Genomic DNA, 5626 nt, shown 5'->3' with positions numbered 1-5626 from the left:
GCCATCGGCGCACCGGTCGCTTACCGCCGCTGCAAAGTCGGCATGAGCGACGAGGACCCCATTGCCGGTGCGGTGATTGGCCCGACCGGCCAGGAGGTCACCGCTGTGTTTGCGCAGGCGCCCGGAGCCTTGCAATTGCTGCCCACCCAGGATTATGCCCCGGGGTGGCTGCGGCTGATCGACGAGCGAGGCGGGCCGGCCATGCCGCGCCAGCCGGAAAAAGACCCCTACGAAGAGATTTATCTGCGACGTGACCGTTGGTGGGGATTGCTGCGTGAAGAGTGGTTGGCGCCGAAGGATGGGGATCCGATTACCTGGGAAACTTTTGAGGAGAACATATCGGAAGCGAAACAATTCCATCAGAAAATCGCGGGCGTCTATCATCCGCAATCCTACGTCTACTACGGCAACGACGACAAACACCCCAGCTTCGAATCCATCACCTGGGAAATGCGACGCGGATCTCGCCTCAACGGCCCCCATGCCTCAAGCCCCGATGCCTTCACGGTGTCCAGCCTGCAGATGCATGAGGTGCGTGACGACGGACGTAGCCCGTTTTACGTCGGCGGGCAAGCCGAGGCCGTGCCACCACTGCGCGGTGACCCCGATTCACCAGTCAGAACCGTGCAGACCAGCTATTGGGAGCTGCACTGCCGCATGCAGGACGGCGCGGGCGATGGCACCGTTCCGGTGAGCTCTGGCCGTGCGCCGATCAGGCAGGCGCGCAAGGATTCGATCCGTCAGCAAGTCCAGGCGCCCGGCTTCGACCATGAGGCGTCGTATGCCAATCCGTTAACCCAGCAATTCACCCTTTACTCCCTCATCAAGATCGCGGCGAAAGCCAAGAGGCCGCTATGCGCCGGTTGACCGCTTTTTTTATAGGCCTGCTGTTGGGGGCGGTCGCCGGGTGCACCGCCTTCAAACAACCCACCGAACAGGAGAAACAAACCGTGCACGAACTGACCAGCAACATGCGCACCTGGGCGCTGGGCCGAGGCCTGATCGATCTGCCGGCCAACTGGACGGGGGGCGGGGATGTGAAACTGTACTACGGATTGGGCGCTGATCATTCAAGCGTTGAGGTCTTGATCTTGGGGGAGGGTGTGACGCAGCAACGTTTTAACGCAGCCTTGCAGGAGCGTGCCAGAAGGATTGCAGCGGTCAAGAACTATGAAATGGATGATGTATCGATGCTGGTGTCGGCCAGAGGGGAGACACGGCAAAGTGTCATGTTCCAATACTACATGCGTCAAACACGGCGCCAGACTTTCGTTCATGAACTCCATCTGTTGGTCGATGATGCCTACATCATGCTCCGAGCAGAATCCTTCAAAGGCAATACCGCCCCTGTTGAAGGACGCCTTTTAAAGCTGTCAAAGGAAATCTTCAAAGTCACCCCCGAAAATGCCGGCGCGGGGTTTGCGCTTGGGCCGATTGTGATTCGCAGTCATCACGATCAGGAAATCGCGACATTCAATTTTCGGCCTCCTGCTTCGGATGTGTCGCTGGAGGTCTATGTCAACGCGCTTTCGCCAGGCGAAAGTGAGCCCTTGCTAATCCGCACCAAAGAAACATCCAGAATTTTTCTAGCTGACGATTACGACAACTTGCGAGGCGGTGCGACAAGCATTGCGAGTATGCGAGCCGAGGAGCTTTTAATTGGCTTCAGTGATGATACCCATCGTCAACTCCTTTTCCTTGCGGAGAACTACCGTAAAGCGCGCTCGCTGAGTAGTCCCTTCATGAGTTTCAGTTTGACAGCAGGCGGTATTAAAAGCAGGCCAAAGAATCCTGATGTTGAAGTCGACCTCGTTCGTTGGACCCTGCCCGAATTCGCCAACAAAGGTTACGAACTGCCGCTCTGGCAGCAACCTGCTTCACCAGACCCCGTCAATCCGTCCCTCACCGACTACGAAGCCATGGCCGTGTGGGATGCAATCCTAAAGTCCGTGCGCATTCGCTACGGCTCAGTCGCGCCCAAACCGGACCCTTGGGCGAACGACCGTGGCCCAACGGCCGAGGAGGCGGCCGAAAACAAACGCATCCTCGATGAGTTCATCGCCAGCTTTGAAAAGCGCAAACCGTTTCCAGGGGACAAAGATCAATGATCAGCACCCCCCAGCCTCATCTGCGCAGGCGGCGCGTGTTTTTCACATGCTTGACGCTTGCGTTGCTCACGGGGTGCAGCGCCTTCAAACAGCCCAGCGAACAGGAGAAACAAACCGTGCACGATTTGAGCAACAACATGCGCACCTGGTCGCTGGGCCGAGGCTTGATTGATTTGCCTGCGAATTGGAATGGAGGCGGGGATGTAAAGCTCTATTACGGTCTGGGCGCCGATCATTCCTCCGTCGAGGTGCGTGTATTGGGCGAAGGCGTGACGCAGGAGCGCTTTGATGCCGCTTTGAATGAGCGGACCCGTCGAATTGCAGCGGTCAAAAATTATAAGCAGGGAAATGCCCCGATGTTAGTGTCGGTAAAAAAAGCAGATGGGCAGAGTAAATTACTACAGTACTACGAGAGCACTGAGCTTCCGGACTGGTTCGTTCATGAGGCTCACCTGTTGATTGATGATGTCTACGTCATGCTCCGCGCCGACTCATTCAATGGAAAGACCCAGCCCGTCGAAAACCGCCTGCTAAAACTCTCCAAGGAAATATTCAAGGTTGCACCGGAGAGTGCAGGTGCAGGCTTTGCGTTGGGGCCTATCGTAATCAGAAGTCATCACGATCAGGAAATCGCCAGCTTCGATTTTAGCCCGCCTGCTTCTGACGTATCGCTGAACATCTACATCAACGCGCTCTCACCTGATGACAAAGAACGCTTGCACGTCCGCACCCCAAAAGACACGCAAATATTTCTCGCCGGCGATTACGAAAATCTGCGCGCTGGAAAAATCATGTTGGCCGGCATGCAAGCTGAAGAGTCCCTGATCGGTTTCAGTGACGATACTCACCGTCAAATACTCTTCGTGAGCGAAAACTACCGGGACAATCCCTCGCTGGCTCGGCCTGGCATGAGTATCCGTTTATCGGCAGGTGGCATGAAAGGAGAGCCAGATGATCCCAACGAGCCCGAAGATCTCGTGCGCTGGACCCTGCCCCAATTCGCCAACAAAGGTTACGAACTGCCGCTCTGGCAGCAACCTGCTTCACCAGACCCCGTCAATCCGTCCCTCACCGACTACGAAGCCATGGCCGTGTGGGATGCAATCCTAAAGTCCGTGCGCATTCGCTACGGCTCAGTCGCGCCCAAACCGGACCCTTGGGCGAACGACCGTGGCCCAACGGCCGAGGAGGCGGCCGAAAACAAACGCATCCTCGATGAGTTCATCGCCAGCTTTGAAAAGCGCAAACCGTTTCCAGGGGACAAAGATCAATGATGAGCACCCCCCAGTCTCATCTGCGCAGGCGGCGCCTGTTTTTCACATGCTTGACGCTTGCGTTGCTCGCCGGGTGCACCGCCTTCAAACAACCCAGCAAACAGGAGAAACAAACCGTGCACGAACTGACCAACAACATGCGCACCTGGGCGTTGGGCCGTGGGCTGATCGATCTGCCGGCCAACTGGACGGGTGGCGGGGATGTGATGCTCTACTACGGACTGGGGGCCGATCACTCAACCGTTGAGGTTCGGGTGCTGGGGGACGGCGTGACGCAGGAGCGATTTGATGCGGCCTTGCAGGAGCGGGCGCGTCGGATCTCGGCGGTTAAGAACTATAAGAATTCAGATGTGTCGATGCTGGTGTCGGCGAAAATGGCCTCACCCAGGGAAAAGTTGCTGCAGTACTACAAGCAAGCAACACGCCGCCAAACATTCGTTCATGAGTCTCATCTGCTGATCGATGGCGTCTACGTCATGCTCAGAGCGGAGTCCTACAACGGCGATACGGTGCCCGTTGAAACCCATCTGTTAAAGCTGTCGAAGGAAATCTTCAAAGTCACCCCCGAAAATGCCGGCGCGGGGTTTGCGCTTGGGCCGATTGTGATCCGCAGCCACCACGATCAGGAGATCGCGACATTCAATTTTCGGCCTCCGGCTTCGGATGTGTCGCTGGAGGTCTATGTCAACGCGCTTTCGCCAGGCGAAAGTGAGCCCTTGCTAATCCGCACCAAAGAAACAACCAGAGTTTTTCTAGCTGACGATTACGACAACTTGCGAGGCGGTGCGACAAGCATTGCGAGTATGCGAGCCGAGGAGCTTTTAATTGGCTTCAGTGATGATACCCATCGTCAACTCCTTTTCCTTGCGGAGAACTACCGTAAAGCGCGCTCACTGAGTAGTCCCTTCATGAGTTTCAGTCTGACAGCAGGCGGTATTAAAAGCAGGCCAAAGAATCCTGATGTTGAAGTCGACCTCGTTCGTTGGACCCTGCCCGAATTCGCCAACAAAGGTTACGAACTGCCGCTCTGGCAGCAACCTGCTTCACCAGACCCCGTCAACCCCTCCCTCTCCGATTACGAAGCCATGGCCGTGTGGGACGCGATCCTCAAGTCCGTGCGGATGCGCCCCAACTCAGTCGCGCCCAAGCCGGACCCTTGGGCGAACGACCGTGGCCCAACGGCCGAGGAGGCGGCCGAAAACAAACGCATCCTCGATGAGTTCATCGCCAGCTTTGAAAAGCGCAAACCGTCACCCGGGGATAAAGATCAATGATCAGCGCCTGCCGATCTTCTTGTAGCCGCATTCATCACCAACCCATCCGTAACCGCGCCTACGCCTTGGTCCGCAAAGACGGCGCACGGTTCGACGGGCGCAGCGATGGCGAAGGCTTCGTCACCCTGCAACAGGGCATGACGCTGGAAGGGCTTGTACTGGAATGGCTTGAACACGGAGATCCCGCATGACCGATAACCCGACAGCGCCGCGTATTGCGCCCATGACCTACAACGCGCGCGGTAACCCGGTGCATACCTGGACCCTGACGCCCAGCCATATCACCGACCCGGTGCACTGCATATTGCCGCCGGATGGGGTGCTGCCGGTGATTTTCGTGCCGGGGATCATGGGGTCGAATTTGGAGAGTAAGCCGGAGAAAGGGAAGAAAAATAAGAAGGCGGGTCCCGTCTGGCGGTTGGATGCGGGGTTCATGGGTAAGAATATGTGGTTGGCCCTGAACTGGATGAACAAAAAGGCTGGCATACGACAGCAACTGTTGCATCCGGCCAGGGTGGAGGTCGACAACAAAGGTGCTGTGCCGAAACGTGCTGCCGGCACGGTTTTAGTGCCGCCAGAGAGGGACAAGAAAAAAACAATCTTGGCCCTGACCAAACGCTACGAAGAACGTGGCTGGGGCGAAGTCAGCGAAACCAGCTACCACGCTTTTCTGCTTTGGCTGGAAGACGCCCTGAACAGCCAATTCCTGCCCCACCAATGGCCACAATTCGACATCCGGCCGGAGCACTTGCACACCGTGGTCGTCGAGCCTGGGCCTACGCACATCACCCGGTTAAAACCTGAAATCCCCATCGCCATGCCGGGATTGGGCGCCAACCTCGCCAGCCAGTTGCCGTCGATACTTTCGGACGAGTTGGTGGCGCGTGGCGGCTACCGCATGCCGGTGCATGCCTGTGGTTACAACTGGCTGGACTCCAACGAACAGGCCGCGTCCAGGCTGGCCAAGCGC

4 protein-coding genes and 2 pseudogenes are annotated in these 5626 nt (G+C 57.2%); all 6 read left to right on the top strand.

Features of this window, described 5'->3' with window-relative positions; all coding sequences use genetic code 11:
- Positions 1-867 (top strand): annotated as a pseudogene (locus tag C8K63_RS29880) (alpha/beta hydrolase); the annotation flags it as partial.
- Entirely contained in the window at positions 855-2108 is a 1254-nt protein-coding gene (locus C8K63_RS29875) for a T6SS immunity protein Tli4 family protein (protein WP_108219959.1), read from the top strand. The pseudogene C8K63_RS29880 and the gene C8K63_RS29875, both read left to right, overlap by 13 nt.
- Positions 2105-3382 (top strand): T6SS immunity protein Tli4 family protein, encoded by a 1278-nt coding sequence (locus C8K63_RS29870; RefSeq protein WP_158273973.1) that lies wholly within the window; start codon positions 2105-2107, stop codon positions 3380-3382. The genes C8K63_RS29875 and C8K63_RS29870 overlap by 4 nt, the downstream gene beginning before the upstream one ends.
- Positions 3379-4656 carry a T6SS immunity protein Tli4 family protein gene (locus C8K63_RS29865; RefSeq protein WP_256595039.1) on the top strand — a complete coding sequence of 426 codons (1278 nt, stop codon included), beginning with the start codon at positions 3379-3381 and terminating at the stop codon, positions 4654-4656. Before C8K63_RS29870 ends, C8K63_RS29865 begins: the two co-directional genes overlap by 4 nt.
- A complete protein-coding gene (locus tag C8K63_RS29860) occupies positions 4653-4847 on the top strand; it encodes a hypothetical protein (RefSeq protein ID WP_108219957.1) in 195 nt (64 codons plus the stop codon). The genes C8K63_RS29865 and C8K63_RS29860 overlap by 4 nt, the downstream gene beginning before the upstream one ends.
- A pseudogene (locus tag C8K63_RS29855) lies at positions 4844-5626 on the top strand (alpha/beta hydrolase); the annotation flags it as partial. The gene C8K63_RS29860 and the pseudogene C8K63_RS29855, both read left to right, overlap by 4 nt.

This window comes from Pseudomonas sp. GV085 (assembly GCF_003050925.1).
Taxonomy (GTDB): Bacteria; Pseudomonadota; Gammaproteobacteria; order Pseudomonadales; family Pseudomonadaceae; genus Aquipseudomonas.
Note: the sequence above shows the minus strand (reverse complement) of the source record. Positions and strands in the feature narration are given on the sequence as shown.

What these genes read in the sequence shown, in the direction of transcription:
- C8K63_RS29875 (WP_108219959.1), top strand. Translation starts at nt 855, where the DNA reads ATGCGCCGGTTGACCGCTTTTTTTATAGGCCTGCTGTTGGGGGCGGTC.
- C8K63_RS29870 (WP_158273973.1), top strand. Translation starts at nt 2,105, where the DNA reads ATGATCAGCACCCCCCAGCCTCATCTGCGCAGGCGGCGCGTGTTTTTC.
- C8K63_RS29865 (WP_256595039.1), top strand. Translation starts at nt 3,379, where the DNA reads ATGATGAGCACCCCCCAGTCTCATCTGCGCAGGCGGCGCCTGTTTTTC.
- C8K63_RS29860 (WP_108219957.1), top strand. Translation starts at nt 4,653, where the DNA reads ATGATCAGCGCCTGCCGATCTTCTTGTAGCCGCATTCATCACCAACCC.